The organism is Nocardia sp. (assembly GCF_025465275.1).
Classification (GTDB): domain Bacteria; phylum Actinomycetota; class Actinomycetes; order Mycobacteriales; family Mycobacteriaceae; genus Nocardia.
Map to the genome: position 1 here is coordinate 1 of NZ_JAODNK010000175.1, position 26,816 is coordinate 26,816.

At 66.6% G+C, this 26,816-nt stretch carries 25 protein-coding genes; 14 read left to right on the forward strand and 11 right to left on the reverse strand.

Translation table 11 applies throughout. The annotated features are described in order from the left end of the window. Window positions 1–20: 20 nt before the first annotated feature. The 10 genes from rplL to JWN03_RS35935 all read left to right on the forward strand — a co-directional run bounded on the left by rplL (window position 21) and on the right by JWN03_RS35935 (window position 12,652). Complete coding sequence (gene rplL, locus JWN03_RS35890; RefSeq protein ID WP_297624758.1) at window positions 21–407, forward strand: 50S ribosomal protein L7/L12; 387 nt, start codon at window positions 21–23, stop codon at window positions 405–407. A gap of 53 nt (window positions 408–460) precedes the next feature. Continuing rightward, window positions 461–1,543, forward strand: coding sequence for a hypothetical protein (locus tag JWN03_RS35895; protein WP_297624699.1), 1,083 nt, complete (start codon window positions 461–463; stop codon window positions 1,541–1,543). A 221-nt stretch (window positions 1,544–1,764) separates the two neighbouring features. Further along, entirely contained in the window at window positions 1,765–4,494 is a 2,730-nt protein-coding gene (locus JWN03_RS35900) for a phosphoenolpyruvate synthase (protein ID WP_297624702.1), read from the forward strand. Next, window positions 4,481–7,858, forward strand: coding sequence for an AMP-binding protein (locus JWN03_RS35905; RefSeq protein ID WP_297624705.1), 3,378 nt, complete (start codon window positions 4,481–4,483; stop codon window positions 7,856–7,858). The genes JWN03_RS35900 and JWN03_RS35905 overlap by 14 nt, the downstream gene beginning before the upstream one ends. Then, window positions 7,855–8,118, forward strand: a complete 264-nt coding sequence (locus JWN03_RS35910; RefSeq protein WP_297624707.1) for an acyl carrier protein — start codon at window positions 7,855–7,857, stop codon at window positions 8,116–8,118. The genes JWN03_RS35905 and JWN03_RS35910 overlap by 4 nt, the downstream gene beginning before the upstream one ends. Next, on the forward strand, window positions 8,115–9,203 hold the full coding sequence (locus JWN03_RS35915; RefSeq protein WP_297624709.1) for an SDR family oxidoreductase: 1,089 nt from the start codon (window positions 8,115–8,117) through the stop codon (window positions 9,201–9,203). Before JWN03_RS35910 ends, JWN03_RS35915 begins: the two co-directional genes overlap by 4 nt. Continuing rightward, window positions 9,200–10,099: a nucleoside-diphosphate kinase gene (locus tag JWN03_RS35920; RefSeq protein WP_297624711.1), complete on the forward strand. Its 900-nt coding sequence runs from the start codon at window positions 9,200–9,202 to the stop codon at window positions 10,097–10,099. Before JWN03_RS35915 ends, JWN03_RS35920 begins: the two co-directional genes overlap by 4 nt. Then, entirely contained in the window at window positions 10,099–11,070 is a 972-nt protein-coding gene (locus JWN03_RS35925; RefSeq protein ID WP_297624714.1) for a ScbA/BarX family gamma-butyrolactone biosynthesis protein, read from the forward strand. The genes JWN03_RS35920 and JWN03_RS35925 overlap by 1 nt, the downstream gene beginning before the upstream one ends. Then, on the forward strand, window positions 11,070–11,708 hold the full coding sequence (locus tag JWN03_RS35930) for a nitroreductase family protein (protein WP_297624717.1): 639 nt from the start codon (window positions 11,070–11,072) through the stop codon (window positions 11,706–11,708). Before JWN03_RS35925 ends, JWN03_RS35930 begins: the two co-directional genes overlap by 1 nt. Further along, entirely contained in the window at window positions 11,705–12,652 is a 948-nt protein-coding gene (locus tag JWN03_RS35935) for a hypothetical protein (protein ID WP_297624720.1), read from the forward strand. Before JWN03_RS35930 ends, JWN03_RS35935 begins: the two co-directional genes overlap by 4 nt. Window positions 12,653–12,656: 4 nt before the next feature. On the opposite strand, the gene JWN03_RS35940 is transcribed toward JWN03_RS35935, so the two are convergent. Together JWN03_RS35940 and JWN03_RS35945 are read right to left on the reverse strand one after the other, a co-directional pair. Beyond that, window positions 12,657–13,415, reverse strand: a complete 759-nt coding sequence (locus tag JWN03_RS35940) for an ABC transporter permease (RefSeq protein ID WP_297624722.1) — start codon at window positions 13,413–13,415, stop codon at window positions 12,657–12,659. Then, complete coding sequence (locus JWN03_RS35945) at window positions 13,412–14,689, reverse strand: glycosyltransferase (protein WP_297624725.1); 1,278 nt, start codon at window positions 14,687–14,689, stop codon at window positions 13,412–13,414. The genes JWN03_RS35940 and JWN03_RS35945 overlap by 4 nt, the downstream gene beginning before the upstream one ends. A 119-nt stretch (window positions 14,690–14,808) precedes the next feature. Here JWN03_RS35945 and JWN03_RS35950 point away from each other — a divergent pair, with 119 nt between their 5' ends. Beyond that, window positions 14,809–17,367 (forward strand): cytochrome P450, encoded by a 2,559-nt coding sequence (locus JWN03_RS35950; RefSeq protein WP_297624728.1) that lies wholly within the window; start codon window positions 14,809–14,811, stop codon window positions 17,365–17,367. Between the two features lie 45 nt (window positions 17,368–17,412). Here the strand turns inward: JWN03_RS35950 and JWN03_RS35955 are convergent, their stop codons facing one another. The 3 genes from JWN03_RS35955 to JWN03_RS35965 all read right to left on the reverse strand — a co-directional run bounded on the left by JWN03_RS35955 (window position 17,413) and on the right by JWN03_RS35965 (window position 19,801). Next, a complete protein-coding gene (locus JWN03_RS35955; RefSeq protein ID WP_297624731.1) occupies window positions 17,413–17,928 on the reverse strand; it encodes a DUF4265 domain-containing protein in 516 nt (171 codons plus the stop codon). Then, window positions 17,912–18,961 (reverse strand): fused (3R)-hydroxyacyl-ACP dehydratase subunits HadA/HadB, encoded by a 1,050-nt coding sequence (locus JWN03_RS35960; RefSeq protein ID WP_297624733.1) that lies wholly within the window; start codon window positions 18,959–18,961, stop codon window positions 17,912–17,914. The genes JWN03_RS35955 and JWN03_RS35960 overlap by 17 nt, the downstream gene beginning before the upstream one ends. A gap of 249 nt (window positions 18,962–19,210) precedes the next feature. Beyond that, a complete protein-coding gene (locus JWN03_RS35965) occupies window positions 19,211–19,801 on the reverse strand; it encodes a dihydrofolate reductase family protein (protein WP_297624736.1) in 591 nt (196 codons plus the stop codon). A gap of 146 nt (window positions 19,802–19,947) precedes the next feature. Here JWN03_RS35965 and JWN03_RS35970 point away from each other — a divergent pair, with 146 nt between their 5' ends. Further along, on the forward strand, window positions 19,948–20,973 hold the full coding sequence (locus tag JWN03_RS35970) for a sigma-70 family RNA polymerase sigma factor (protein ID WP_297624738.1): 1,026 nt from the start codon (window positions 19,948–19,950) through the stop codon (window positions 20,971–20,973). Between the two features lie 89 nt (window positions 20,974–21,062). Beyond that, a complete protein-coding gene (locus JWN03_RS35975) occupies window positions 21,063–21,893 on the forward strand; it encodes a hypothetical protein (protein ID WP_297624741.1) in 831 nt (276 codons plus the stop codon). Window positions 21,894–21,972: 79 nt separating this feature from the next. Here the strand turns inward: JWN03_RS35975 and JWN03_RS35980 are convergent, their stop codons facing one another. The 4 genes from JWN03_RS35980 to JWN03_RS35995 all read right to left on the reverse strand — a co-directional run bounded on the left by JWN03_RS35980 (window position 21,973) and on the right by JWN03_RS35995 (window position 24,665). Further along, window positions 21,973–22,812 carry an alpha/beta fold hydrolase gene (locus tag JWN03_RS35980; protein ID WP_297624761.1) on the reverse strand — a complete coding sequence of 280 codons (840 nt, stop codon included), beginning with the start codon at window positions 22,810–22,812 and terminating at the stop codon, window positions 21,973–21,975. 102 nt (window positions 22,813–22,914) lie between these two features. Then, window positions 22,915–23,343 carry a hypothetical protein gene (locus JWN03_RS35985; RefSeq protein ID WP_297624744.1) on the reverse strand — a complete coding sequence of 143 codons (429 nt, stop codon included), beginning with the start codon at window positions 23,341–23,343 and terminating at the stop codon, window positions 22,915–22,917. 333 nt (window positions 23,344–23,676) lie between these two features. After that, complete coding sequence (locus JWN03_RS35990) at window positions 23,677–24,342, reverse strand: ATP-dependent Clp protease proteolytic subunit (protein ID WP_297624746.1); 666 nt, start codon at window positions 24,340–24,342, stop codon at window positions 23,677–23,679. Beyond that, complete coding sequence (locus JWN03_RS35995) at window positions 24,339–24,665, reverse strand: helix-turn-helix domain-containing protein (RefSeq protein WP_297624748.1); 327 nt, start codon at window positions 24,663–24,665, stop codon at window positions 24,339–24,341. The genes JWN03_RS35990 and JWN03_RS35995 overlap by 4 nt, the downstream gene beginning before the upstream one ends. 185 nt (window positions 24,666–24,850) lie before the next feature. Here JWN03_RS35995 and JWN03_RS36000 point away from each other — a divergent pair, with 185 nt between their 5' ends. Then, the gene (locus JWN03_RS36000; protein WP_297624750.1) at window positions 24,851–25,240 is read left to right on the forward strand and encodes a hypothetical protein; all 390 of its coding nucleotides are present in this window, start codon (window positions 24,851–24,853) and stop codon (window positions 25,238–25,240) included. 92 nt (window positions 25,241–25,332) lie between these two features. On the opposite strand, the gene JWN03_RS36005 is transcribed toward JWN03_RS36000, so the two are convergent. Further along, the gene (locus tag JWN03_RS36005; RefSeq protein WP_297624752.1) at window positions 25,333–25,755 is read right to left on the reverse strand and encodes a nuclear transport factor 2 family protein; all 423 of its coding nucleotides are present in this window, start codon (window positions 25,753–25,755) and stop codon (window positions 25,333–25,335) included. Between the two features lie 214 nt (window positions 25,756–25,969). After that, window positions 25,970–26,816: class I SAM-dependent methyltransferase (locus JWN03_RS36010; protein WP_297624755.1), on the reverse strand; the 847-nt coding region annotated here is incomplete at its 5' end.

Here is a 26,816-nt window from a genome sequence, read left to right on the forward strand (position 1 = left end):
AGCGTTATAAGGGGTACATCATGGCCAAGATGACCGTCGACGAGTTGCTGGACGTCTTCAAAGGCATGACGCTGCTGGAGCTTTCGGGGTTCGTCAAGGCATTCGAAGAACAGTTCGGCGTCACCGCTGCCGCGCCGGTGGCAGTCGCGCCGACGGACACCTCCGCTCCCGCAGCCGATGTCGCCGATGAGCAAACCGAGTTCGACTTGATCTTGGAATCCTTCGGTGACAAGAAGATTCAGGTCATCAAGGCCGTGCGCGAGATTATCTCCGGCCTGGGCCTGAAGGAAGCGAAGGACCTTGTCGAGTCCGCGCCCAAGGTGGTCCTCGAAGGCGTCACCCACGATGCCGCCGAAACCGCTCGAATCAAACTCGAGGCTGCCGGTGCCAGTGCCAGCCTGCGGTGATTCGGCGCGCGCCGCCAAACCCCATGCGGCGCGCGGAGGCTGGTGATCCTGCGGTGAGGTGGTCGCTTGTCCTGGTGGCGGTGTTCGTCTTGCTCGCCGGATACACAGCGACAGAGCCGGTTTCGGAGTGGCGGGAGCTGCCGTCCCCGGCCGCCGGAGCGCGGGTGCTGGAGTTCGTGCCGTGGCACAGGGGTGTGCTGGCCTTCGGATCCGTGCCCGCTGCGGACGGGCGGGCACCGGCGGCCTGGTCGTCGGCCGATGGAAGCCATTGGCGGACGGTGCCAGTGGAACCGCACAGCCCCTATGCGTCGCTCGCGGCACTGATTTCGGCCGGCGTGGGTGACCGCATGGTCGCGCTGGGACAGGCATTCGGCGGGGCGCACGAGAATCCGCGCATGACGGTGTGGAGCGGCGGTACCGGCGGGCTGGAGGAGTACCCGCAAGTATTCGAGTTGTTCGGTGGACCGCATGCGATCGGGGTGAGCGCGGCGGCCGCGCTCGGCAGCACAGACCTACTCGTCGGCGGATGGGACGGGGCGAGTGGCCGATACGGAGCCACGGTCTGGACATCGCCGGACGGTGCCGCCTGGCAGCGTCGAGCCGACGATCCGGCACTGTCCTCGGCGCCCGGTGAACAGACCGGCGCGTCTGCGGTGTCCACCGGCCCATCAGGTTTCGTGGTCGTCGGCGAAACTCTGCGCGACGAAAAACTGTTTCCGCTGGAATGGACCTCGAGTGACGGCGTCCAATGGCAGCGGCACTCCTTGTTCGGCACGGCTGCGGTGGCCACTCGCGTGGGTTGCGGCGCCACCTCATGCACCGTCTTCGGCCAAACCATAGGCGCGTCCCCACACGTCCTCTGCTGGCCGGCCCCCGATGCCGTCGCAGTCTCCGGCCCCAGCGCCGCAGCTGTCGACACACTTCAGGTCGTGGCCGCCGACCAGCGGGTGCTGGCAGTGCTGAAGCTCGACGGCACGGCTCATCTGGTGTCGGTCGACACGAATTGCACTGGCCGGCAGGAGATCGCCTTGCCGATCCCGGCCGCCGAAGCGCAGGTCAGCGTGCTGCCCGCCGGTCTCCTGCTCGCCACTACCGATACCGATCGCAGCAGGCTCTGGCTCCGTGCCCCGCACTGAGCCGTATATCGACGAATTCCTCGGGGCCGGTCGGCTTCGATCGTCAAAGTTCAGGGGTGGGTGTGACGTTCAGTTTCGGCTTGATGCAAACACCCGATAATTGTGGGCTGGCGCACATTTGAAACATGCACTATTCAAAGAGAGTCCTTCGATCTTGTTCGGCTCCCCGCCGGGCTGCGCGCCGAACTGCGGCTCCGGTCGGGGGTGATGGGAGAGCTCTAGTGCAGGTGCTTGGTCCGTGGTCCGATTCGGTGGTGATCGATGAGCTCGCGGGTGGAAAGGCGCGCGGGTTGTACGGGGTACAGAGTTCTGGTGTCCGGGTGCCGGAGTGGGTGGTGCTCGGCAGCGATGTGTACGACAGGTTCCTCGATGATGCGGGATTGCACACGGCGGTAGCGGAATTCGCCGCGATCGCCGAGGTGGAGCAGGCAGTGGTGCGCGCCGGGGAGCTGCGTGCCGAGCTGGTGGCCGCGCCGGTGCCGCCGGTGGTGCAGGAGCTGATCCTGTCCGCATGTGAGCGGCTGGGCGACGGCCCGATCGCGGTGCGTTCCTCGGTGCTCGCCGAGGACGGCGTGGACAATTCCTATGCGGGACAGTTCGATACGTATCTCAATGTCCGGGGTGTGCCGGCGACCGTTGCGCGGGTGCGCGACTGCTGGGCCTCGGCATTCTCCGAGCGGGCCGTGCGCTACGCCTTCGCGCGCGAGCTGTCCCGAGCCGCCGCGCCGGCGGTGCTGTTGCAGCGACTGGTGGCGGCGCGGGCCAGCGGCGTGGTGTTCACCGCGAATCCGGCGACCGGAGCGCGGGACGAGGCCGTGATCAGCGCCGTGTACGGGCTCGGGGAGGGCCTGGTTTCCGGTGCGGTGGACGCGGATTCGGTGATCGTCGACAAGGTGGGCGGCGCGGTGCTGGAGGTCGTGCTGGGTGACAAGGATCGCCGCTATGAGCCCGCGGGCGAGCAGGGCTGGGTGGTGCGGGACGTCGAGGCGGACGCGCGCGGGCGGGCGGTGCTCACCGCCGCCGAGCTCGCCGAGCTGACCGAGATCGGCCGCAAACTCGAATCCCATTGCGGTGCGCCGCAGGACATCGAGTGGGCCATCGACGATATCGGCGTGTGGGTATTGCAGTCGCGGCCGATCACCACCCTCGGCGAGGCGGTCCCGCTCGGACGGACCGTGGAATTGCGCGGTGCGGGCGAGACGATTCCGGACGGTGAGCTGCGAATCTGGGACAACTCCAATATTATCGAGAGTTTCAGCGGCGTCACCTCGCCGCTCACCTACACCACGGCCGCCGATATCTACGGCCGGGTGTATCGCGGTTATGCGGCCTCGCTGGGCGTGCCGGACGAACAGCTGCGGCAGACCGACGCGTGGACCTCGGTGCTGCTGGGCAGCTTTCACTCTCGCGTGTACTACAACCTGCTGCACTGGTATCGGATGGTCGGCATCGCACCCGGATATCCGCTCAACCGCAAGGTGCTCGAGGCCGCGCTGGGTGTGGACGAACCCCTGGCCGACGATATTGCGAAGACCCTGCGGCCGTTCGTATTCCGCAGCCGCACCGCCCGCTTGCGCTCGCGCGCGGTCACCACGGCGATCTATATCCGGCGGCTGCGCGGAATCGATGCCATGGTCGAGCAGTTCGTCGCCGACTTCTACCGGGTCTACGACGAATACGACGCCCTGGACTACACCGAGCTGACCGGCGAACAGGCCTACGAGGCGTATCGGACGGTGGATCGGGACCTGGTCGAGCGCTGGGGCCCGCTCATGGTGCTCGACGCCATCCTGCTGACCCTCACCGGGGCGATGTTCCTGCTCACCAAGCTTTTCCTGCCCAAGGCGCCGGAATGGTTCCTGTACGCCGTGGTGGGTCCGGGAGCCGATGTCGAATCTGCCGATCCCGCGCGGGCCATGACCGAGCTGGCACAGCTCGTCCGCGCTGATCCGGAATTGACGGCGTTGATCAATTCCAGTGCACCGGACCAGATCTACGCCGAGCTGCAGCAGTCCGATCGCACGGAGTTCCTGTCCCGGGTGAACGACTACATCAACCTGTACGGCTACCGCAGCCTGGACGAACTGAAGCTGGAAACCCCCGACCTGCGCGAGGATCCGGCCAGCCTGTTCGTCATGCTGCGCAGTGCGTCGGGGCGGGTCGGCGATGCCGCCACCGCGAGTCGATCGGCCGAGGCGGATGCCTATCTCGATGCGCACCTGCGCGGCCCGCGCCGCCGGATCTATGAACGACTGCGCGCCAAAGCATCTCGCTGTGCCGCGCACCGTGAGCGGCTGCGCTTCTGCCGTACCCGCGCCTTCGGCATGGTCAAGCGCATGATCCGGGTGATGGGCCGCGATCTGGTGACGCGCGGAGCTCTCGACGAGTTCGCCGACGTCTTCTACCTGACCGTCACCGAAATGCGCGGCTGCTACGAGGGTGAGGATACGACGTCGCTGCGCGCCCTGGTCGCCGCGCGAAAGGTGCTGCGGGCTAAGGATTCCACCCTGGTCGCACCCGCGAGATTCCGCACCATCGGCCCGGCGCTGGGTCGCGCGGAGCTGACCGAGCAGGGCTGGGTGCCCCTCACCACCACCGCGGCCGCCACCGTGGGCACGGTACTGACCGGAACACCCTCGGCCGCAGGCATTGTCGAAGGCCCGGCGGTGGTGGTGGACGAGCCCCGCGATGTGGCGGGCGGCATTCTGGTCGCCTACCGCACCGATCCCGGATGGGTGGCCGCGCTGCCGTCCGCGACGGCGCTGGTGATCGAGCGGGGCAGCCCGCTGACCCATGTGGCCATTGTGGCGCGGGAACTGGGCGTGCCCACCGTGGTTCAGGTCAAGGATGCCGCGACGCGCCTGCGGACCGGTATGCGAATTCGCGTCGATGGCATCAACGGCACGGTCACCGTGCTGTCCGAAGGAGATCAGCCTGATGAAACTCTCTGAAGATATTGCGGCTGTGCGGGATTGGCTCGTGAGCCCGTCGGGGTCGACCGGTATCCACCTGGCCGACGAGGCTGACGGGTGGGACTTCCGCAGTTATCGTGAACTGGCCGACCAGACCTGGTCGATCGCCGCGCTCATGCGTGCGCATGGCCTCGGCAGCGGCGACGGTGCCTGCGTCATCATGCCGACCGGATTTCCCTGCGTGGCAGCGTTTTACGCCGTGTGGGCATGCGGCGGTGTCTTCACGCCGGTCGCGCCGCCCATGTTCGGCGACCTGGATGAGATCGTCGCCCATATCGCGGGCATTCTGGAGCAGGCCACACCGCAGCTGGTGGTGACGTCCCCGGAATTCGAGCAGTTCGTGCGCCGGGCGGCGATCGAAGCCGGCCGTGCCGATGAGCCGCTGGTGATAGACCCGAAAACCCTCGAACCGGCCTCCGGTGAAAGGGAATTCGGTGCCCCTGCCGAAGTCTCGCTGCTGCAGTTCACCTCCGGCTCCACCGGAACGCCCCGCGGCGTCCGGGTGAGCTGGCGAAACCTGGCGAACAATATCGCGATGATCTCCCGGCTCATCGATTGGCGGCCCGGTGAGGCGCTCGTGTCGTGGCTGCCGCTCTATCACGATATGGGTTTGGTGGGCGCCTTCCTCACCACGGTGACCAATCAGGGCGATCTCTATCTCATGCGCCCCGACCAGTTCGTGCGTGATCCCGCCCGCTGGCTGCGGGCCATGGCGCATGCGCAGCACTCGCCGTCACCGTCCTTCGCGCTCGGCTATGTGGCACACCGGGTCCGGCCGGAGGAGATCGCCGATCTGGACCTGTCCGGCTGGCGCACGCTGGCCATCGGCTCCGAACCGGTCGAGGTATCGGACCTGCAGTCGTTCGCGAATCTCACCGGCCCGCGCGGCTTTTCGATGGGCTCGTACACGCTGGCTTACGGCCTCGCCGAGGCCACGCTCATGGTGACCTCCTCGCATACCCGCAGTCCGATCACCGCGCTGCGTGTCGACAATCCGAATCTCCGCTTCGGAGAGCCGGTTCCGATCCTGGAAGAGGCGCTGCTCGACGATACGCACCGCGTGTTCGGGGCGGGCTGGATCACCGGGCTCGGATACTCGACTCCGGAATCGACGGTCACTGTCGTCGATGACGAGGGCCGCGAACTGCCCGACGGCGTGCTCGGCGAAATGGTCGTGACCGGTGGCTCGGTGGCGCTGGGGTACTCCGGCACCCCCGGCGCGGGTTCCTCGACCCACATCACCGACGGCAAGCTCTACTCCGGTGACGCCGGATTCCGCTATCGCGACCAGGTCTTCGTACTCGGGCGCATGGGCTCCAGCCTCAAGGTGCGCGGCCGCTCGGTCTTCATGGAGGACATCGAATCCCGCGTCGCCCAGGAGACCGGGCTGACCAAGGGCAAGCTCGCCGCCGTGGGCATCAGCACCGCGGGGGAGCAGGGCATCGCGCTCTTCGCCGAAACCGCGGCGGGCGACTGGATCGCGGAGGCCCGCAAGATAATTCGCGGGCACCTCGGTCCCGCGCAGACCGTGCACATCGTCACCGGCTCGCGAGGCCTGATTCGCCGTACCTCCAGTGGAAAGCCGCGCCGCCGCCATATGTGGCAGCTACTGCGCGACGGTGCGCTCGCCGGTGCGGTGCTGCATGATGCCGAGGCCGCAACGGCCGCCCAGCCGGGCCTCTCCGAGCAGCGGGTGCGGCAGCTGCTGGAATCGGCGCTCGACGCGATAGCGGTGCCGGACGATGCGGCTGTGCTGTTCGAGGGCTCGCTCGCCGAGGGATTCGGCAATGTGGGGTCCGATATCGACTTCCTGGTGGTGGCGCCGGGCGCGGAGGAGATGCCGACGCTGCCGACCGTGCTCTTCCTCGACGGTCGCCGCGTGGAGGTGCGCACGCGATCCGTCGCACAGCTGCGGTGGCAGCTGGAGCAGGTCGTGGTCGAGCCGAGCGAGGATCTGCTGAATCGCTGCCAGCGATTCCTGCGGGGCACGGTGCTGCGGGAGGGGGCGGTTGACCTCGGGGCATTGCGCGCCATGGTTCCCCACCCGGACTTCACCTCGCTGGCGGCAGCGTGGTGGACCGCACGTGCGGTGCAGGCATTGCGCTTCTCGATAGCCCTGCGGGCCTTCGGGTCGCAGGCCGAGTCGGTCGAATGGGCCTGCGACGGCCTGCAACAGGCCATGAAGGGCTGGGCTGCTCGCCACGGCGAAAGCTATATCGAGACCAAATGGCTGCCCGCGCAACTCGATCGGATCGGCTCCGGCGAGCTGGTGGATCGCTATCGCGAGATCGCCGACCCAGGGACCTGGCCGGCCGCCGGACCGGAGGAGCAGGCCCGCTGGGAACAGCTGCTGGAGTTGGCCGCCGCGCTCGGTGCCGGCGAGATTGCCGATGACCCGCATCAAGTCCTGTTCACGCGCAGCCCCGGTGTCACCACCTGGTCCATCGGTGGTCGCCTGCACGTCCTGCGCGGTGACCGAGAGGTATTCGTCCTCTCTGATGAGGCGGCCCGCGCCTGGCGGTCGGTGGTCTTCCGGCATTCGGTGCGTGATGTGCTCGCCCGCTCACCGCACGAGATCGGCGGCGCGCTGGCCGAATTCGTGCACCTGGGGCTGGTCGGTCTGCAATGGCGCGGTGCGGGCGTATTCGAGCCCGCCCTGGCCATGTGCAAGCCGCTGCGCCCGTACACCCCGGTGCCGAGTGCGCTCGCACCCGCACTCGGGCAGACCGGTGCGGCTCGTGACAGTGGGATCGCCATGCTGGTACCGCTGTCCGCCACCAGATTCACCGAATGCGGCCTGAACCTGGTGTGGTCCAACGTGGTGCTGGAGAACGCCAGGGAGGATCTGGTCGGAGCGATCAAGGGCGCACAGGGCGCGGTCGCCGATATCGCGGCACATCGCCTCATTGCCATGAGCGTGCGAGTGGTGCTGTCCGCCTTCGGTGTTCATCCCCTGCCCGCCGACGTCGCCCCGATCGAGACGGTGCGTCGTTTGCTGCCCGCGCATGCGGCACAGCGTGATGACCTGCTGGCTCAGCTGGAATCGGCTCGGCGAGTGCGCTTCTCGGACATCATGCGTACCGAAGGTGACCCCCTCGACGGCTTGGCCACGCTCGACGACGTCGTCACCCTGGTCCGCCGCATTGCCGGAGAACCCGATTCCGCCAATGGTTTTCCGGCCTCGTTCGACTCCCGCGAGCAATGGCAGCGCACGCTCGCCATCGGCTACGACTGGCTGCGCATAGCGGGCTATCTGAATACCGATCTGCCCCTCGACGAGACCCGCGACCTCCTGGCCAGCGGTGGACACCAGCCGCATCTCCGCGAAAGCGAGCACTCATGACCACCGACCCCGCTGTCGGATCCGCTGTCGCCGCGCGTATTCGCGACATCGTCGCCGCCATGGCGCCGCAACCGCCCGCCGAGCTCGCCGACACCCAGCGTCTCATCGAGGACCTCGGCTACGACTCGCTCCGCCTGATGGAACTGACCGTGGTGCTGGAGCGGTCGTTCGGATTGCCCAGGTACCGGCCCGAGAATCTGATGGGCGTATTGCGCGTGGGTCAGGTCATCGACCTGGTGGCCCGGACGGAGGCCGCATGAGTACCCGCGACCTGGTGCTGGTGACCGGTGCGAGCGGTCTGGTCGGCGCGGAGGTGGTCGCCCGGCTGACGGCGGCCGGTCGACCGGTTGCCGCTGTGGTACACAGCAATTCGGTGATCACGGGCAATGACGGCACGCCCGTGGCAGCCGAGCGGCAGGTGACGGGCGATATCCGCGAACCGCGCTTCGGGCTCTCGGCGGACCTTGCGGCCGAACTCGCCGAGCGGGTGGGCTTGATCGTGCACTCGGCCGCGACCACCGCATTCGATGCCACGCCCGACTCCTACGAGGAGCTGAATGTGCGCGGCACCGCGCACGCCGTCGAGCTCGCGCTGGAATGGGGCGTGCCGCTCGTGCACGTCAGCACCGCCTACGTGTGCGGTCAGCGGAGCGGCACCATCGAAGAAGGCGAGGCTGCGCCTGGTCAGTCCTTCGGAAACGGCTACGAGGAGAGCAAGTTTCGCGCCGAGAGCCTGGTGCGGGCAGCGGGAGAGCGGGGCCTGCGATGGGCGATCGTGCGGCCGGGGATCGTCACCGGCCATCTCGTCACCGGTGCGATTCGCGAGTACAAGAACCTCTACACCGTCGTCAAGCTCATGGTCGAGGGCAAACTGCGCACACTGCCCGGCCGCTACGATGCGACGCTCTCGCTGGCGCCCGTTGATCACGTCGCGGATGTGATCACTGCCGCCGCCGTCGATTTCGAGTCGGCCGTCGGTCGCACTCTCCACGCGGTGGGCCGGGACACTCTATCGCTGCGCGAGGTCTCCGATGTGCTCGCCGAGTACCCGTCCTTCGAGGTGGCTACCTTCGTGCCGGAGACGACGTTCCGGACCGAGGATCTCGACGCGATCGAGCGCGAGTACTACCTGCGCATCGGCACTCTCTACACCAGCTATTTCAAGCGCCGCTTGCTCTTCGAGACCACGGTCGCGGCCGAGGTGCTCGGCAGGCAGTCGCCGCCCACCGGCAAGGACTATTTGCGCGTGCTCTTGGATCACTGTCTGGAATCGGGTTATCTCGGCGCACCATTGCTGTCGATCGAGGACATGCTGGCGCGCACCACGATCGGCGGTGCGGTATGACCGACGATCCTGTGCGCAAGCTGCTTTCGGAACTGACGCCGTCCGAGGCGAAGGTGGACGCCTATCTGGGCGACACCTATGTACTGGAGACGGTCGATCAGCTCGAGCGCCTCGGCCTGGATGCCACAACCTTCGCCCGCGAGCACTCGCTATTGCTGCTCAAGCCGGACGCCATTGTCGCCCGGGCGGTCGAGCCGACGCTGGAATGGCTGGCCGGCAACGGGTTCCGGGTGGTCTCGGCCCATCGTGTCGCGGTGGACCGGCATCTGGCGCGGGCGCTGTGGTACTTCGCGTGGAATATCGCCTCGCCGGAGCGACGTCGCCTGGCCGATCTGCTGGTCGGCATTTCCGACGTGCTGCTGCTGGTCGTCCACGGCGCCGACGGCGCTCTCCCGGTGCCGGTCCGGCTCGCGGATGCGAAGGGCGCGACGGATCCCCGCAAACGCCGTCCCGGTGATCTGCGGTACCTGCTCGGGCGGCACAACTATCTGCTGAATCTTGTGCATTCGCCGGATGATCCGGCCGATGTGCTGCGCGAGCTCGCCATCTACTTCGACGAGCGGACCAGAGCGCAGGTGCTCACCGAGGTGGTCACCGGTGTCGACCGGTCCGCCGCCGCAGCCGAGCTCGCGCGCGAGTTGTACGCCGCGGTCCCCGAGCGCAGCTTCGATCGTGACGCCGCCTTCGCCCGGCTCCACGCCGAACTGGGTTCCGTGGCATCGGAATCCGATGCGGAGTGCGCCGAGCTGCTCGAGGCCGGCATGGCCTCCGGCCGGGAGCTGGATGCCTGGTCGGCAATCGTGCTCGGTTCCTACGTATTTCCCATGCGCGTCGGGTCGCAGTCGCAGACACTGCGGCCCATCGGCGCGAAAGACTGGTTGGAAGGTCGACCCTGATGCACATTCAAGCCGTGACGGCCACGCACGTCCGCACCATTCCCCGTACGCTGGCGCACCGGCACTCCGTCTCCGAGGTCTTCGTGACCTCCCTGGACGCCGTCGCCCCCGATACCTTCATCGTCGGCGCCCAATTGCCGCGTATGCACGCCCATTACGGCGATCACGCCGGTGCGCTGGGTCTGCGACACGATCTGGTGGCGGTGATGGAGGCGGCCCGGCAGGCGTCCATCGCCGTGACCCACGAGTTCTACGGCGTACCCACCGACCGCGCGTTTCTGGTGCGGACCTTCAATGGCACCGGTTCCGACACCACCGCCTGGGATATCGGCACCGCCCCGGCGGATCTGGAGATGCAGGTGCGGGCCCTGCGCACCCACTACCGGGGTGATGATCTGCAGGGCCTGGACCTGGTACTCGACATCAGCAGCGGTGGTGTGCCGATGACGACGGTCGACGGCTCGTTCTCCTGGGTGAGCCCGAAGCAGTGGGGCGCCATTCGGGGTGGCTTCCGGAAACAGCTGGGGCTCGGCACTTTCAAGGGTGCGCTCGATATCGGGGAGCGGGCGCCCGCCGCGCTGGTGGGCCGGGAGAATTGGCGCAATGTGGTGATCGGACCCCCGGAGTCCAGTGACGGCGTGACTCGTGCTGCGCTGGTAGCGGACACCACGCATCCGATTCTGTTCGACCATCAGCTCGATCATGTGCCCGGCAATCTGCTCATCGAGGCGAGCCGGCAGGTCGCGCTCGGCGCCATCCAGCCCGAACTGCGCCGATTGGTGAGTGTGACAAGCACTTTCAATCACTTCGTCGAGCTCGATCGCCCCGCCGAATGCATCGCGACGATCACCGATGCGGGCGTCGACACCACCGTCGTGCGGTGCGAGATTCATCAAAAGGGTGCGGTGGCCTCGCGGATCGATCTCGAATTCGCCGGGGGCGCACTAGGTTCCGCTGAGGAGGTAGCCTGATGGGTATCGATCTGCTGACCACCACACGCGCGTTTCGCCGGCGACTGGATCTGAGTCGCCCCGTGTCACGGCAGGATTTGCTGGAGTGCCTGGAGATCGCGGTACACGCGCCGAGCGGCACCAACCGGCAGCCGTGGCGCTTTGTGGTGGTGCAGGATGCGGAACTCAAGCAGCGGGTCGCGGAGCACTATCGACAAGGGTTCGCCGCCAATCTGTCCGGCCGCACGCCGCGGCCGGATCAGCTCGCGGACTTGGCTTCCGGCCGATACCTGGCCGAGCATCTGCACGAAGTCCCCGCGCTGGTGGTGGTTTGCGCGCTGGGTCGCCCGCCCGCGGAGCCGACACCGCTGCGGCTGGCCAGCTTCTACGGATCGATTTACCCGGCGGTCTGGAACTTCATGCTGGCCTTGCGCGAGCGGGGTCTCGGATCCACCATGACCACCGCACATCTGGCCTACGAACGGGAAGTCGCCGAGGTGCTCGGCATTCCGTTCGAGGAGGCGACCCAGGTGGCGCTGGTTCCGGTGGCGCATTTGCTGCCGGGCTCGGATGCACCGGCTCGGCGCCGCACTCCTGCGGCCGAGCTCACGAGCTGGGACGGGTGGGGCTCGCCGATGCCGCAGGAGCGATTGTCGTGACCGGAGTCATCGAAACCGCCGTCCGCCCGGGACTTTTCGTGTCCATCGGGCGGATCGGCAGGTTCACCAAGGTGATGTACAAGCCGCACTATCTGCTCTACGGCGTGCTCTGGGTGCTGGCGCTCGAGGGTACGGCCGCGCTGGTGTCGCAACCGGATACGCCGTGGCATCCGACCGGCGCAACAGTCGCGCGCATCGCGATCGTGGCGGTCGTTCTGCTGTATCTGCGCATGGTCGACGAGCAGAAGGATCTGGAGTACGACCGCGTGCACAATCCGGACCGGCCGCTGGTGACCGGCGCGGTCAGCGCGACCGAATTGCGTATGGCCATGGGGGCCATCGCCTTCGGGTCCATTGTGGCGAGCCTGCTGCTGTCGATCGGATCGGCTCTCATGATCGCCGCCGTGCTCGGTTACGGGCTACTGCTGTGGGGGCTGGAGCGGCTGTCGGAGCCGGTGCGCACGAATATTCTGCTGAACCTCGTGGTGACGTATCCGGTACAGCTCTTGGTGACCGGCTACGTGGTGCTCTCGGCCATCGATACCGGTGAGGTGGGCGGGCGTTGGCGGACGGGGCTGGTAGCGGTCGTCTTCGCGGGCGCATTCCTGCAGTTCGAGTTCGCGCGTAAGACCTCCAGGATCAACAGACCTGGTGAGCTCCTGTATTCGAATGCACTGGGCGCGAACGGAAGTGCCGCGGCTTCGATGCTCTGTGCCCTTGTCGCGGTGGTGTGCGAGATTGCGGTGGTTCAGCCGTGGACCCATGGCGGTTCGGCGGCGGTGATCGGCTGGATTCCCCTGGCGCTCCTACTGATTCCCGCAGCGGGGGCGTGGCGGTTCCGGCGCTCGGACGATCCGGAGTATCCGGTGGTGCCTGCCGTCTTGTTCATTCTGAGCCTGTACCTCCTATTGATCGGTCAGGCGGTGATCGCTACGCGGGGGTGACCCCTCAGTGGTGTGCCAGCCGCGCGAAAACGGTTGCCGCACCCGCAAACCCGACAGCGGCCAGCCCCACGCACCATGCGACGGCCGCCACCCACTGGCCGGTGCCGGTGGCATCCAGCAGTCCGCGCACCGTGTCCACGACCGGCGTCGCGGGTTGGTGGTCGGCGAAACCGCGCATCCAGCTCGGCATGGTGGAGGTGCGGACGAATGCGCTGCTGACATAGGGGATGAACGTAATAGCGTAGGTCAGCCCGCCGGCCGCCTCCGGGTTGTCGACGGCCATTCCGAGGGCCACGGCGATCCATGTGATCGCCAGGACGAACAGCGTGATCACCGCGCCGGCCGCCACGCAGCCGATCACCCCGGCGTGCGGGCGATAACCCAGTAGCACCGCCACGGTGACCGCGATGCCGATGGCCGCCATGGTGCGGATGAGACCTTCGGTGACATGCCCGGCCATGAGCGCCTGCCGGAACATCGGCAGGGTGCGGAATCGATCGACGCTGCCCTTCGTCATATCGGTGCACACGCTGGTGGCGGTGATGGATGCGCCGAATCCCGTGCAGAGCAGCATGATTCCGGGCACCACGTAATTGAGATACGGACCGCCGACGTCGATCGCGCCGCCGAAGACGTAGGTGAACAGCATCATGACCAGGATCGGCATGGTGAGCGAGATGATGAGCGTATCCGGGCTGCGCAGCGTGCGCCGGGCGCACCGGCGGAACATGACATAGGTGTCCGCGACCACCGGTGCGGTCATTTCGCGGCGGCCTCGACGAGGTCGGCGGCGTGCGCCACGGTGCCCTCGGTGCGGAGGGTCTTCGCGAATTCGGTGACCCGGGTGCGGCGTTCGGGCGTGAGCAGCGGAGCCAGGGCCTGCTCCATGCGCGCTGTGGTCAGTCGCGTGAACGGCAGATGTGCACCGAGACCGAGGCGTTCGACCTGTCCGCCCCACATGGGCTGTTCGAACGAGACCGAGCAGACCAGGGTGGGCAGTCCGGCGCGCAGGCTCTCGAACAGCGTGCCGATGCCACCGTGATGCACCGCGGCCGCGCACCGCGGAAAGACGGTGTCGTAGGCGAACGGGCCGACGATCTTGACGTGTTTGCCGGCGCTGGCGGTCGCGGCATCCAGATCGCTCCAGCCCGCGCTCATCAGGGCGCGCACGCCCAGCCGGGCGGACACCTCCTCGACCATGGCCAGTACCGCCGCCGTATCGTGGATGGGCATGCTGCCGAAGCCGAAGAAGACCGGTGGTTCACCCTCGTCGATCCAGGACAGGATGCCTTCGTGGTCGCCCGTCAGCTCACCCACCGCGGCGCGGGTGGCGTGGTCGAGGGTGAGGAAACCGGTGAAGGGCCGCCGATCGTCCCATTGCTCGGGTAGTCCCGGAACCAGTGCCGGATCGTAGATCTGGATCTCCGGGACATTCGCCCGCGCCAGTGCCGCAGCGGGACTGGTCCACGTCTTGGGCAGGCCGAGTGTGGTGCGCAGGTCGTTGAGGTAGCGCATGAATACGACGCGGCGCAGGTTCTCCGCGACTGTCCAGGTGGCACGGTTGACCAGCGCCGGGGGACTCCACTGCGGCGGCAGGGCGCCCGGAAACGGATACGCGCTGTTCGATCGGGCCGGGAAGTAGTGCAGGCTGACCAACGGAACGCCCATCGCCTCGGCGACCGAACTGGCGCGGTCCTCGGTGACGGTACTGGCCACGATCAGCTCGGCCCCCGCGCACACCTCGATGACCTCGTTGTTCATCTGCTCCGCGTACTCGGACATCTGGCCCGCGACCAATTGCATGAGCCGCAGCGTGTTTCCGGCGGCCAGGGCCTGCTGCCCCGCCTCGGAGCTGTAGAGCTGCTGGATATCCGGTCCGCAGGGGCGGGCGGCCAGCCCGGCGGCGGTGACGAATTCGACCAGATTGGGTGGGGCGCCGATGAGCACGTCATGACCGCGTCGCCGCAGTTCGAGCCCGAGCGCCACAACCGGGTGCACGTCCCCTCGGGTTCCGGTCAGCGGGATCGCTATTCGCACGGGGCTTCTTTCGGCGCGGGGGTGGGTCCCATCGAACACTCGGTGCTGCCCAGCATGCCGTCCAGACCATAGAAATGTGGGCGTTTCAGTTACCGCCCCGCATCAGTACAGTGTCGGTGATGCACATCGCGATGTTCGTGGACTACCACCCAGCCACGCTGGGCGGCGTTCAAACCGCTGTCGACTCGCTGCGCCACGGACTCGAACGTGCCGGTCACCAGGTGACCCTGTTCGTCGCGCCGGCGCCCGGAGCGGAGTCCGCGGACCCGAATGTGGTGCAGTTGCAGCCTCTTTCCGTGCCCGCGGTGAACGGGTTCTCGGTGGTGCTGCCCACCAAGGCCAATGACGCGCTGATCGACGCCGTGTTCGCCGCGCGCGGCCCGATCGATATCGTGCACACGCACACGACCTACGGCGTCGCCATCTCCGGTATGAAAGCCGCTCGGCGGCATCGTATTCCGCTGGTGCACACCGCGCAGAGCCGCGACGACGCCTTCATCGAACGCACCTCGCCCGCGCCGTATCCGACCGCGCTGGTGCTGCGCCTGCTGCACGGCCGCTTCGTTCCGCATCGGCATCACATGCCGCGGTTGCTGGAAAGCCGTGCGGCGCGGCATGCCTGGTGGACCATTGTCGGGCAGGCGGAGGCGGCGGATCAGGTGATCGCGCCGACCCGCCATTTCGCCGATCTGATGCTCGCGCACGGGCTGACCCGGCCGCTGCGGGTCGTCTCCAACGGGGTCGACGACGCGCTGCTGGAAGACATTGTGGCTCCGGAGAATTCCGCGGACGGACCGCTGCGGCTGGTGTGGTGCGGGCGGCTCTCCGCCGAGAAGCGGCTGCTCGAGGCCATCGAAGCGGTGCAGCGCAATGATCACTGCGAGCTGGACATCTATGGCGACGGCGAGCTGCGGGGCGCCGCAGCGGGTTTCATCGCCTCGCATCGCCTTGCTGAGCGAATCCGGTTACACGGCAGGACAACCCAGCGAGAATGCCTGGAGGCGATGGCGGGAGCCGATGCGCTGCTGTTCCCCTCCAGCGGATTCGATACTCAGGGCATGGTGTTGCTAGAGGCCGTCGCGGTCGGGCTGCCGACTATTTATTGCGATCCTGCGCTGGGTGAAACGGTGCCGGAGGGCGGTGGTCTGCTGGCAGCGGATTCGTCCGTCGACTCGCTGGCCGCAACCATCGCGGAACTTGCCGCCGATCGCAGTGTCCTCGTGGGAATGCGAAAGGTGCTGGGGGAGAGCGGCGATTCGGCGCATCAGTCCCGGCATGTCGACGAGGTGCTGGACATTTACCTGCGGGCGATCGAGAACAACGCGCACGACGCTGTTCCGGCTCTGCCTCGTACATTGGCCGAGATACCCACCGCACCAGGGCAATTACCGTTGTTGGGACACAGTCTGCGCGCATTGCAGGATGCGCCTGGATTTGTGAAATCGCTGCCCGAACTCGGGCCGATTGTGCGAATTCGCTTCGGTAGCAGGACCGGATACCTCCTCACCACCCCCGAACTGGTGCGGGAAGTCCAACTCGGTGATGCCGAATTCGATCGGGAAGACCTGCGCGAGGCCATCGAGGATGTGGCGGGCGGTTCGGTGAATGTGCTGCGCGGCGAGGAGCACAAGCTGCGCCGCAGAATGATCTCGCCGGCGCTGCGGCAGAGCCGGCTGGCCGAATACTCGCAATCGGCAGCCGATATCGCGAACACCTGGTCGGCGGGACTCGCGCCCGGTGACCGGGTGAATCTCATGGACGAGGCGCACGGACTGGTGCTGGACACCGTGTCCTCGACGCTCTTTCAAGCCGATTTCGGCAAGGACGCGCGCCGCGAGATCCGCGACAATGTGCCGTGGTTGCTGAGTCAGGTCATCCTGCGCACCGCACTGCCGCCGCAGGTGCGCCGTCTGCGGGTGATTGCCAATCATCGCTGGCAGACCAAGGCACACCATCTGCGCACCGCCGTGGGCGCGGTCATCACCGAATACCGCCGCCGCGACGAGGATTTCAATGATGTCGTCTCGGCTCTCATCCGCCACACGGACAGTGAGACCGGAGCGACCCTCTCCGATGAGCACATCATCGACGAGGCAATCCTGATGCTCGCCGGTGGCGTCGGATCGATGGCCTCGCTGGCGGGCTGGCTCTGGCACGAGGTCATGCGCCATCCGGATGTCGCCGATCGCCTCTACGCGGAACTCGATGCGGTCATCGGGTCCGAACCGGTTCGACCCGACCACCTCGATTCCCTGCCCTACCTGAAACAGGTGGTGGCAGAGACGATCCGCTTCTGGGGTCCCTGGATCAGCGCGGCCAATGCCACCGAGGACGTGTCCCTCGGCACCCTCACCATCCCCGCAGGCGACGCAATCATGTTCAGCCCCTACATGGTTCAGCACGACCCCCGCTACTTCCCCAATCCGGAAGCCTTCGACCCCGCCCGCTGGGCGCCGGGCCGATCCGACGACGCCGCGAAGAAGGCCAGCCTCTCCTTCGGTGTAGGCCGTCGCCGCTGCCTGGGCGACCACTTCGCCATGCTCGAAATAGCCCTGGCCTCCGCCGCCCTCTTCACCCGCTGGCGCCCGGCGCCCGACGCCAAATACAAAGTCCGAGCGTCGAATCGGGACTTCGTCCTCTCACCTTCGGCGCTCCCCGTAACCCTGTACCGCCGCTAGCGTTTCAGCGGTCGGTATCGACCCACAGCAGCTCGCAGGACATGGTTACCTCCATTGCCCCCTACCCGGTAGCCTCCCAGTCACCGCCTCTTCCTGCTCGCCTTGCTGAAGCAGCCGCTTGATACCCGGAATATCGGCGTCCGGCGGCACATTGAGCGCCACGACGCCGAACTGCTCCAGTCCTTCGCCGTCTGCTCCCAGGGGCACGAAGTTGTCGATGACCTGCCGCAGACTTCCCTCGGAAGGTTCCGACGTCGACGGGACGACCCGGATTGTGCAGTTGCCCGACCACGCTACAAGTTCCGTCATGCGCAGCAAACCCGCACTGTCAGCGCAGACTTGGATGAGATCACCAGCCGAAACCCCGCGCACAAACCACGGAATATTGTCCAGCTCGACCACACCCGGTTCGGTGGACGGCATAGCCCACAGATTCTCCGCACCGACCGGCGGCCACCCATCCTGATCCACCCCCACCCGAGTCGTCGAGAATCCGACCCCCGGCCGGTGCACCGGCATTTCGTCGGAGTTGTAGCGGCGCCGGTTATGCGAAGCGGACATCCGCGGTAGCGAGGCCGAATACCTTGCGCCCGGCGGACATTGCGACGATGACGACAACAGCTGTCCTGGTCTCGGAGTCGATCGACTTGATGCGCCCGGTGAACTCGACGGTTCCAGCGGAGGTGGCTTCGATGACCGTGAAGTTCGACAGCCGGACCCCATACCTGATCATCGCGCCCGGGTCGCCCAGCCATCCGGTGACGAATCCGGCCCCCAGGCCCATGGTGAGCATGCCGTGGGCGATCACATCCGGAAGACCCACGAGCGCGGCGACCTCGTCGTGCCAATGGATGGGGTTCGCGTCCCCGGAGACCCCCGCGTAATTCACCAGATCCCCGCGGGTCAGGTGCACGGTGCGAGCCGGAAGCTCATCACCGACGGCGATGTCCTCGAATCGGAGTGCGGTGCGCGGGACACGTGTGCGTGAGACGGGTGAAAGACGTGCGGCGGCTTTCGAATCCGGCTCCGACGGCCCGTCCACCTCGGCGGACGTCGCCGCGGTTCGAGGGGTTGTGCCGAGGCCGTTCATCACTACGCGCTCGATCACGTCGCTGATGCCGGGGTCGACGTCCTCGCTGGTGAGGCCGGCCACGGTGGTGTGCATGACCTGCACGACCTCGCCGGTCTGGTCGGTGAACGTATTGGTGATGGTGAGCAGGTCCTTGCCCAAGATACGACGCACCGAGGCGAGCTCGACATCGCTGACCAACCGGTCGCCGGTGAGCACCGGCTTGTACATTTCGAAGACCTGGTCGGTCTGCACGACCACGTCGTAGCCGGTCTTCAGGGTCTCTAAAAGCTTGCGGTTGGCCAACATCGCCGTGGTCGAGATGAAGGTGGTCGGCGCGATCAGACCGGCGTACCCGAGCTCACCAGCAGCGCCCTCGCTCCAGTGCGCCGGGTGGAAATCCTGCACAGCCCGCGCGTACTCCCGGATCTTCTCCCGCCCCACCACATAGCAGTCATCCGCCCGATAGCGATACCCCACCAACCCGACCACATCGAACGCCGCCTCCACCAAGCCCTCCTCCATCCGAGATTCCCTCAGCACTCGTCGCCCGCCATCAGCAGAACCGAATCCGTGAGTGAAACCCCACCTTCTCACACGACACGACCCTCGGCCGAGGAAAACAAGCGATCCCTCCCCAAACACCCTCGGCCGCAGTCGTTTTCCGCAGGCCAGACCGGAGAACGAAATCCACCAGCCCTGTCGGTGCCCGTTTCGAACCGCGTGGGAGTCGCCGGTAGCGGACGGATCAACCCGCCCGCCACCACGCTGCCGTCAGCCTTGCACGAATTCGTAGGCGCAGGACACCAGGCCGTCACCGATCTTTCGTGTGTTGACCAGGTGCAGCGGCTTCTTGTCGCCGGTCTCGTCGAAGATACGCAGGCCGGTTCCCAGCACGACCGGGAAAACTACCAGGCGCAGTTCATCGGCCAGGTTCTGTTCTATCAGTGTGCGCACGAGCTGATAGCTGCCGTAGACCAGGATTTCCCCGTCCACTTTCCGCTTCAGCTCCGAAATCTCCTTTACCGGATCGCCGTTGAGGACCGTGGTGTTGTTCCACTGCGGATGTTCGAGAGTCGACGACACGACGTATTTGGGGAGGCTGTTCATTCTGTCCGCCCACTTACGGCTTACGCGGACGTCCATTGCCGGAGTCCGGGACGCGAACCACTCGAAGCTCCGCCTGCCCAGCAGTAGCGCCTCTGCACCGAGGGCTTCCTCGGTCTCGTTGGCGGTCCAGTCCCCGAGGTCCTTGCTGCCCACGTACTGGTGGAACCAGCCGCCCAGCTCGAAGCCTTCCTGGCCGTCCGGGTCTTGGACCACTCCATCGAGGGTGACATTTGTGCTGATGACGATCTTTCCCATTTCCGTGCTCCTTTGACAATGCTGTCGGCTATCACTGGTCTAGACGCCGCAACATCGGAAAAGGAGGCGCTCCGCGACCGCCCCGTTCGCGGCTCGGCCGGCGTCCATACAGCATGGAACCGGACACACGGAATGAGGAGGCGGGAGTGGAGTCGGCGAGAACGGACCTGATATCGAGAGCGCGGGCCGGGGACGGCGAGGCATTCCGAGCGCTGACCGAGCCACACCGTCGCGAGCTACAGGTGCACTGCTACCGGATGCTCGGATCGTTTCAGGATGCCGAGGACGCGCTCCAGGACACGATGCTCGCCGCTTGGCGAGGTCTCGAACGATTCGACGGACGCGCCTCGCTTCGCACCTGGCTCTACCGCATCGCCACCAACCGGTGCCTCGACGCACTGCGCTCTGCTCGCCGACGTCCGGCAAAGCAGTGGGACATACCGGGAATCGAACCACCGGAACCCACTGGACTCGGCGAAATCCATTGGCTCGAGCCCTATCCCGACGCCCTGCTGGACGGTGCGGTCAGTGTGCCGCTCGGTCCGGAGGCGCGCTACGAGCAAACCGAATCCATTTCCCTGGCCTTCGTGACCGCCCTGCAGATCTTGCCGCCGCGCCAGCTCGCCGTCCTCATCCTGCGCGATGTCCTCGGATTCCACGCGAACGAAGTAGCCGACATGCTGGACACGACAGTCGAATCGGTCAAAAGCGCCCTCAAACGCGCGCGTGCGGGAATGCAGCGCCGACTGCCGGTGACTACTGCCCGAGAGCAGCCGCCGGCAAGCGACTCACCCGCCGAGGACGCGATCGTGGCGAAGTTCGTCAGCGCCTACGAAGCTGCCGACATCGACGCGTTGGTGGCTCTGTTCACCGACGACGTCTTCATGTCGATGCCACCGATGCCGCTGGAATACCGGGGCCGGGACAGCGTGGCCCGCTTCTGCGCCTTCGTTTTCGGCTCGGTACAGAGATTCGAACTGGTGCCGACGCGAGCCAACGGTCAACCGGCATTCGGGGTCTATCGACCCACCTCCACCGGCATCCACGGAGTCGGCCTCTTCGTCCTCACCCTCGCCGGCGACCGAATCGGCGCCATGACCCGCTTCGAAAACACTGTCCTGCCGAGGTTCGGCCTGCCGCAATCCCTTCCGAGTGCGATCGATTCGCGCTGAGCAATCCAGCGGCCGCTCCGCTCGAGACTGAACCCGGCGCGCTCGCACACCGTGGGGATTCCGTCATCACCGTCGATTCGAGGATCACCATGCAGATACCGTCCAGCCTGTACGCCGGCGTCGTAGCCATCGGGTTCGCTGTCGCCGCCTTGCCCGCCGCAGCTGCCACTGCGGCTCCGGTCAGCGACCCTCAGTCACCGCCGAGCGTGGTGCGCGACGGCGGGGCGGTCTCCGATGCGGTTCCGCCCGGCGGTCTGATCACCAGTTTCCTACGCAATCAGGTCACCTACTGTTCGATCATCTGCCCGCTCGCCGCCCAGACCGCCACTTCGGCCGCCACCACGATCCAGCAGGCGCCGGGCACGTTGTCCGCTGCTTGGCAGGTCGATGACCCGGTCAAGGCACTCGGCATTACCGCGGCCTCGATCACCGGACCCACGACCTCCGCAGCACAGCGGGCCATCGTCGCTGACGGCACGATCGTGGCGCCGCGCGCACTGAACGCGTTCGAGGTCGGCGTGGTCGGCCTGCTCGACGTCGGACCTGCTGCTGCCGCGGGCGGGCTGCCCGCGATCGTGACGGCGGTCCAGACCGCCCGCCAAGACACTTACACCGCGCTCAACGTACCCATCGTGCCCAATCCCGAGCCCACCGTCGCCCCGCACGATGCCGTGCAGGCCGCGGTGGTGGGGGTGATCGATGCGGGTGCTGCGGTCATCTTCCCGGCTTTCAACACCGTCGTGTCCGCGGCATTCCAAGCCCCTGATGCCGCAGCGCAGGAACTGGCCGCCACCGGCGATCCTGATCAAGCCCTCGCCGCGGGTATGGACACGGTGGCCGCAGCACAGACCGCGGCCGACACCATTATCACCGACGCGGTCACCCGCGCGGTCGACGAAATCCGCGTGGCCACCCAGTAATCCCCCTGTGCCCCAGCTAGATCCGGCTGCTTCCCCGCGTCGACTCGGGCTGGTCCCCTCGAGCAGTATCGGCGAGCGGTCAGAGGGCGAGCATGGCGGCAGCGATCTGGCCGGCCGCGGCGTACCGCAGGGCGGTGCCCATGTCGTCGAGGACGAGCAGTCGCGCCGCGGGGATCTCGACCGCGAGGGCCTCGCCGTTGCCGACCGGGAAGAACGGGTCGGCGCGACCGTGCACCACGAGCGTGGGCACGTCGAGCTCACCGAGCCGCTCCCGCCATCGCGGCGCACAGTCGATGCGGGAGAACACCATTCCGAGCTGGTTCGCCTGGTGCACTGCGGGATCGCTCGACGGCGTCCGGTCCCAGATCCGGGCCGCCGTCGCCTGCGCCTGCTCCGGATCGTTGCCCATCGGCTCAGCACCCTCGGCGGCGAACGCCGCGACGGCATCCCGGTCGGTCCATTCCGGGAGCGGGCGGGAGAACAGCGCGGCCATGACCGCAGGGTCGTGGTCCGGCAGGTCCTCGTCGACCGGGCCCGGCGCCACCGGCCGGGTGCCGACGAGAGTCAGCGCGGAGAACGCCTCCGGGTGCTCCAGCGTGGCGACCTGAGCGACCATCCCCCCGACGCCGACTCCACCGAGATGGGCGGTCCCGGCACCGAGCACCTCGACCAGGGCGGCCGCGTCGGCGGCGAGATCCCGCAGGTCGTACTCCGGATTCTCCGGGTCGAGAGTCGTCGACGCGCCGCAGTCACGCAGGTCGTAGCGGACCACGCGCCGCCGGCCCGCCGCGAGCAGCTCGCACAGCGCGTCGGGCCAGGACAACATCGTTGTGCCGCCGATGAGCAGGACCAGCGGATCGTCCTCGCGGCCGAAGCTCTCGATGCCGAGATCCACACCGTTCGCCCGTACCGCGGTCATGTCGAATCGAAGCGGTCTCGTCATGCCTGGACTCCTGTCTGTCGGTATATCCAGAGGTATCGACGACGGATCCACCCGAAATTCATCGGTGCAGCCGAAATGTCACAGATGCGGAAGCATTTCGGGCTGCGCGAGTCGCTTGATGGTTTCCGCGGGGCTCGTATCGCTGCGGCCGAAAACAGCATCGAAGTAGGCCAGCAGGTAGGAGCGTTGGAGGTCGACCGAGCGGCTTGCATCGATCGGGCCGATCGCCTCGTTCCTCACGCCTTCGGGGATAAGGCCCGCCGTGGCCAGTTGTGCCACGATCACCTGTTCGTCGGTGAAGGACATGTGCCGGGTGCCTGCTATGCGGAGGGGCAGCTTCAATCCGGTGTTGGCTCCCCAGTACGGTTCCCAGCCCGCATGTGCGAACCACGGCGAGGTGTCGCTGGCAACCATCAGCAGCGGCCGATCGAGACCGTCGGCGGAAACGGAGCCGAGTATCGCCCCGTCCAGATTTACGCCGGCGGCCGGGGCTCGCTTCCGCGACACCGGCAGCAGCCGTGGCCGCCATCGATACTGCGGCGACGGCCAGGAAATGCCGTCGTAAACCCTTGTGTTCCAAGATAACTCCCCCGAGTCGTGGTGGGCCTCAGCTGGCTACCATACAAGATCGAAATGGGCGTCGGGCCACTCGCTCGCCGAGCTCACCGCGACGACTTGGGTGCGTGCACTGCCGGCGGCCACGTTCTCCCGAGATGATCTCGGCCCGTGGATCTTCCGGAGAGTCGCGTGGCCGACTCGGACGGGGCGCCGCGTCACCCGCTGATCTTGGTGAGGGCTCGTTCGGATTGGGAGGTCGACCGGGGTGTGTGCTCAGCGTGATTACTCGCGGGCTGCGGGGCCCTCGATCAATCCGTACTCGACAGCGGCGGAGGTGGTGAGTGTCCGTTGCTGTTGGAGGTCGTGGCGGATCTGATTCGTGTCGCGACCGGTGAGGTCCGCCAGTCGAGCGAGCAGTTCGTCGAACATGGCTCGTGCGTGCTCGAGTCGCGGTTCGACACGACTGAGGCCGCCATCCAGACGTACCGACGGCTCCCGCAACACGAACTGGGCACTTCGGTAGGCGTAGCGGTGCTCGCATGATGCGAGCACTCCCAGCGCTGCACCGCCGAGCGTGCCGCTCACGTAGGCGCTCACGGGCGCTCGAAGGACGTCGAGCACATCGGTGACAGTGCTGGCGTCGAGCAGATCTGCTTCCAGCCCGTACATTTCGAGCCGGATCGGACGGGCGCTTTCGGCGTCCAGCGTCAGCAACCGAGCGCACAAATCGGTGGCGGCCGCGGCGTCCAGGTGCCCGCGCGCGATAACCGTCCGCTGCATGAGCAACGCTTCGGCCAGTCCGTCCGGGTGATGATCGATCCACACCTGCGTAGCGGGCGGCGAGTCCGGAACAGGCTGCGGTTCTTCACGTTTCGCCGGATAGTAGTTCGGAAACTCCGACGGCCAAGGCTGCCACCGGGAAGTGGGTGCGCCCGTCTCGATTCTCAACGCTGTTCTCCGATTCGATTCGATTCAGCTGTCGTACTTGTCACTTGCAAGGTGATGCGGCTGTCGACCGCGGCGGCGTATCGCTGCAACGTCGAGGTCCGCACATCGGCGTTCTCGTTCTCCAACCGCGCCACCGCCGACTGCGACGTACCCATGCGGGCAGCAACTTCGGTCTGCGACAACCCCGCCGCCCGCCGCCGCTCCGCCAGTTCGGCAATCAGCCGCGCACGATCCTCCGACATCCTGCGCAGCGCCATTTCCCGGAACCCGGGCAGCGCCGGGAGAGATTCCTCGCCCGGAGAGTGGGTCACGTCCTCGATCATACCTACAACGATATCTCACTTTAGATATAACGCCAGGTCCTCATTCAAACTGGCATGGCAGTGCGTTCGGTCGAATGCATCTTGCTGTTGACAGGATGCATTCCACTGTGGAGTATTGCGGATACGGTTGGCGGTCTGCCGCCGCCCTCCTAACGAAAGAGCGGCTTATGCCCACGATTCCGTGGATGACAGTCGACACGCCCAGCACACCCGAGGTCCAATGCATGGCCTCTCGTCTCGAGGTCAAGTCGCTGCGCAACGCACCCGGCTTCCTGATCGCTTCACTGGCGCTGTGGTGGCAGGCCCGGCATGCACCGGGTGCGCTGGGTGTCGCCTTGAAGGCGGAGGTTCTGAAGGGCACTTTCTGGACCTACTCGGCGTGGATCGACAAGGCGGCCATCTACGCCTACGCGGGCGCCGAGCCGCACAAGTCGACGGTCGAGCGCAAGCGAAAGGTCATGCGGGAAGCCACCTTCGTATACTTCACCGCGCCGGTCGACGAGTTGCCCATGTCGTGGGATGAGATCCGCCGCCGGATCGCCGTGCAACGCGACTCGGCACAGTCGGGACGCTAGTCTGCATAAATCGTGCGTTGCTGAGAGCTGAGATGACGTCGGGCCGTCGATCTTCGAGCGTGCTGTGTGGCCGGTCCGATCTGCGCGCAGGATCAGGGGTTCGGGCCCGCGGTCAGTGTGGCCAGCACCGCAGTTGTGTCGTGGTAGTACGGTCGAAACTCGGTGATCAAGCCGTCTCGAAAGCTGATCCATTGCAGCAGTGAGGTTTTCAACGTTCGCCCGGTGCGCCGAGCACGCAGGCGGCCTCGGCTGTAGACCACGACCCGATCGTCGTCGCTGAGGAACTGCTGCTCGTCGAACCACAGGCCGTCCCAGCTCTCACTCATGGCGTCGATGAATTTCCGAAAGCCGTTGTGCCCACGCCATTCACCGCCGTAGGGCAGGCTGGACGCCTGGTGCATGACAACATCCGAGGCCAAGTGCGCGGCCATCTGCTCGAACTCGGCACCCTCGGTGAGGTACGCGGCCTCGGCTGCGTAGAAGGCTCGCAGCGTGGTCATCACATCGACTGTCATGCTCCCGATCCTCGCGGCCGCCAGCTCTCCAGGCTGGCAAGATTCGGACGCCGCGATTCGCTGTCTGGGATCGGAAGCCGGATTCACGGTCAGCGGTCCCGCCGCGACATCCGGAAGGCCGGTCTCGGGCGGAGGTTGTCGCACTCCTCTGCCGTACCGTCACCGCCTGGCCCTCGCAGAGGGGGTGAAGTTGCCGGACGTAGCCTGCGCTTGCTCAGGTGACCCGTGCGGCCACCAGGGTCTCGAAGGTATAGGGCCGCAGGCCATCGGTACGGCCGGCGAAGTACCGCTGCTGGAGGTCTGCACGTGCGGGATGGTCCATGACCTTCAGGCCGCACCGGCTGATCAGCCTCTCGATCTCGGATACCGGCCAGCCAGGCTGAAGAGGCTCGCCGACAGAAGCCGCGATCGGCGTGTAGATACGGGCGAATTCCGTCCCCACGTCGTCGAGCGCACAGTCCTCGGCCCGGTAGGAGAACACCACCTCAGACCCGGGAGCAGCGGCCGCGATCGTGCGCAACCCCGACTCGATCGCCTGTGCCGTCAGATAGGGGGCGACGCCCGTCCAGCAGAACATCGCCGGCTGCGCCCAGTCGAACCCGGCCGGGCCCAGAGCATCCTGAACCGATCCGGCCTCGAAATCAGCAGGCACGAATACCTGCGAGTCGCTGAGCGGCAGGCCGAGCTCCCTGACCCGCTCGAGCTTCCAGGCATGGGAGGCAGGGTGATCAACCTCGAACACCGTCAGCGAGCCGAGCAGATCCGGCCGCCGCCACGCGAACGAGTCAAGCCCCGCGCCGAGAATCACGTACTGCGTGAAGGCGCCAGCAGCCAGCCGGTCCTCGGCGTACCGGCTGCGGGTGCAGACAGCCGCGCGGGATTCGCGACGCACCGGGCCGGGGAACAGCGGATCGAACTGGTCTCGCAGCTGCTGCCATACCGGGCCGACAAGCACCAGGGCCAGCACATCGTCCAGTACCCACGGCGACGCCGTCTCCAGGCGAAACAATCCACGCGACACGGCCGCAAACATCGCCGTCCTGCTCGGCGCGCTTTCCATG